General features: G+C 67.8%; 3 protein-coding genes and 1 pseudogene. 3 read left to right on the forward strand and 1 reads right to left on the reverse strand.

The features are described 5' to 3' along the window. A pseudogene (locus ACWEBX_RS38850) lies at window positions 1–205 on the forward strand (hypothetical protein); the annotation flags it as partial. Window positions 206–316: 111 nt separating this feature from the next. On the opposite strand, the gene ACWEBX_RS38855 reads toward ACWEBX_RS38850, so the two are convergent. Further along, a complete protein-coding gene (locus ACWEBX_RS38855; protein WP_451889420.1) occupies window positions 317–532 on the reverse strand; it encodes a hypothetical protein in 216 nt (71 codons plus the stop codon). A 601-nt stretch (window positions 533–1,133) separates the two neighbouring features. Here ACWEBX_RS38855 and ACWEBX_RS38860 point away from each other — a divergent pair. Both ACWEBX_RS38860 and ACWEBX_RS38865 read left to right on the forward strand, forming a co-directional pair. Next, window positions 1,134–1,862, forward strand: coding sequence for a DUF1684 domain-containing protein (locus tag ACWEBX_RS38860; RefSeq protein WP_451889421.1), 729 nt, complete (start codon window positions 1,134–1,136; stop codon window positions 1,860–1,862). 69 nt (window positions 1,863–1,931) lie between these two features. After that, window positions 1,932–2,859, forward strand: a 928-nt coding sequence (locus ACWEBX_RS38865) for an ABC transporter substrate-binding protein (RefSeq protein WP_451889422.1), incomplete at its 3' end; no start/stop codon positions are given.

Consider the following 2,859-nt stretch of genomic DNA (forward strand, 5'->3'; position numbering starts at 1 on the left):
TCGCGGGCCATCGCCAGGAAGTGCGAGGCGTGCCGGTCCGCCGACTCCCGGCTCTCGCCCACCTGGTCGAGCCACATACGGCCGTACTCCCGGACCCACGGACATCCCGGTCAACCACAGCCCCACCTTCGCCCCCGTCATCCAGCCAACCCTCGACACCGGCGTCAGCGCCCTGGCGGTGGCAGCCCTGGCCTGGCTCGGGTAGCTGAGTCAAGCCTGGAAACGAAGCAGCGCCCGACCAACCCGAGCCCTGGGCGCAGGCTGGACGCGGTACCAGTTACGACGGCGGCGACCGCTACCGGCAGGCCCGGCTCCGCTACGTGTTCCTCAAGGCGCCGCGCAGGCCCACCAGCGCGACGACTGCGCCCATCAGGCACAGCGTTCCGGTGACGGTCACGGCGGTGTGCACACCATTGATGAACCTGAGCGGTGCCCTGCCCTCCATCACCTCCGCCCTGAGCGGGCCGGACATGGAGCCGGATCCCGGGGCGGCACCCATGGCCACCGCGTCCTTGGCATCCGCCCAGACCACTCCCGTCCTCGACCGCTTCCTCGGAGAGGCTGACCAGGACGACGCGGCCACTGGCGAGTTCACCCCAAGGCGCCTACGCGTCGTAGGCAGTCCCACGGGACGGAGAATCCGAGGCGGTCGGGGTAGAGGACGGCCGAGTCGTCTCCGTCGCCGTCCGCGTGGCGTTCGGGCACCAGGTGCGTCGAAGTCCGGAACGCATCCCGGACAATGCCCTGGCCGACGAGCTGCGTGAATCCGCTAAGAATCGGCGTCGGGCGCCAGCGCCGAGACGGCGCATCCCACGGACAGAACGGCGAGACATCCGACGAGCACCCAGCAAGCCCCTCGGGTGTTCAAGGCCGCCGCGAGGATCTGGACGCCAGGAGGCCGAGAGCGCGGAAGCCATACCCACACCGCCGACGGACAGCGCGCGTCTGCCGGCCGGAGCGGTCACTGTGCGTATGGGCGGCGGATCAGTTTGGGATGACATGACGAGACGGACCGTCTCACTTATTGATATGCAGGTTTGACATTAGGCAGCCTTATGGCTGATAAAGAACTTGCTTTGGCCATCGACTTACGGTCGGTGATGGCAGTGCCCTTCTAGCCGAATGAGTCCGCCGTGTCCCTGTCCCACGCCGCCCCGACCCCCGCCAGCCCCGGGGAGGAGTGGAACGCCTGGCGCGTCGAGCGTCATCGCACGCTCCCCGCGCCGACCGGAAACCTCGCCCTCGTGGAAACCCGCTGGCTGCCGGCCGGCGAGAAGCCCGACGTCGAGGCGATCCGCACTGGGCAGCCGGACACCGTGACCGTCACCACGCTGCGGCGCACCGACCTCGTCACCGGCGCACCCGAGCACGGCCTGCGCTTCTGGGACGCGGACTCGCCCGCCATCCGCCACTTCGAGGGCGTCGAGGCATTCCCGTACGACCCCGCCTGGGTCCTGGAAGCCACCTACTCGCCCGTGCCCGGCGCGCGGCGCATCGCCTTCGAGCACCTCCGGGACAACGGCGGCACCCGCGATCTCGTGGTGCCGGGAGACATCACGCTCAGCGTCGACGGCCGCGAGTACACCCTCAGCGCCTTCGACGACGACGGCACCCTGCTGCTCGTCTTCGGCGACCCGACCAACGGGGACACCACCTACGGCGCCGGCCGCTTCCTGTTCGTCCGGCGCACCGACGACGACCACCGCGTCGTCCTGGACTTCAACCGGGCCTTCGTGCCGCCCTGCGGATTCTCCGATCAGTACAACTGTCCGATGCCGCCGCGGCAGAACCGCTTCCACCTGCCGGTCGAGGCCGGAGAGAAGCGCCCCGTCTTCCGCGACGGCTTCCTCGCACAGCACTGACCGATCAGCACGCCCGATCGGCACTGACCGATCAGTAGACCTTCCTCCCGCACGAAAGCGCCCTGAACCATGAGACTCAACAAGTCGACCCTCTATGTCATCGCCACCACCGCCAGCCTCGCCGTCGCGCTCACCGCCTGCGGCGGCTCCGGCGCGAAGAGCACCTCGGCCGGCGGCTGGGACAAGAACGCCGCCGTCAACATCGGTTCCCTGTACGAGCCGCAGAACCTCGACAACACCGCGGGCGGCGGCCAGGGCGTCACCGAGGCCCTCAACGGCAATGTGTACGAGGGCCTGTTCCGGCTCACGGACGACGGCAAGGTCGACAAGCTCCTCGCCCAGGACTACAAGGCGAGCCCGGACGGCCTCACCTACACCTTCACGCTGCGCAGCGGGGTGAAGTTCCACAGCGGCAAGGAACTCACCAGCGCCGACGTCAAGTACAGCCTTCAGAAGGTCCTCGCGAAGGACTCTCAGTCCGCCCGCAAGAGCAACCTCGAGGTCATCAAGGACATCGCCACCCCGGACGCGCACACCGTCAAGGTCACGCTGTCCCAGAAGTCGATCTCCTTCGTCTACAACCTCTCCTACGTCTGGATCATCAACTCCGAGGCGAAGAACCTGAAGACGGGCGAGGACGGCACCGGCCCCTACACCCTTGCCAAGTGGACCCGTGGCTCCGCGCTGAGCCTGGCCCGCTTCGCCGGCTACTGGGGCGACGCCGCCGCCAACAAGCAGGTCGTCTTCCACTACTACAAGGACGCCACCGCACTGAACAACGCGCTGCTGACCAACGCCGTCGACGTGGTCACCAGCGAGCAGTCGCCCGACGCGCTGGAGCAGTTCAAGAGCAACCAGAACTACAAGGTCAACGACGGCAACTCGACGACCAAGCTGCTGCTGGCCTTCAACGACAAGGCCAAGCCGTTCAGTGTGCTCCTCGACTTCATGCTGTCCGCCACCGCGCAGCAGCAGGTCAGCGAGATCGGCGGCGGCT

This window comes from Streptomyces sp. NPDC005070 (genome assembly GCF_053600395.1).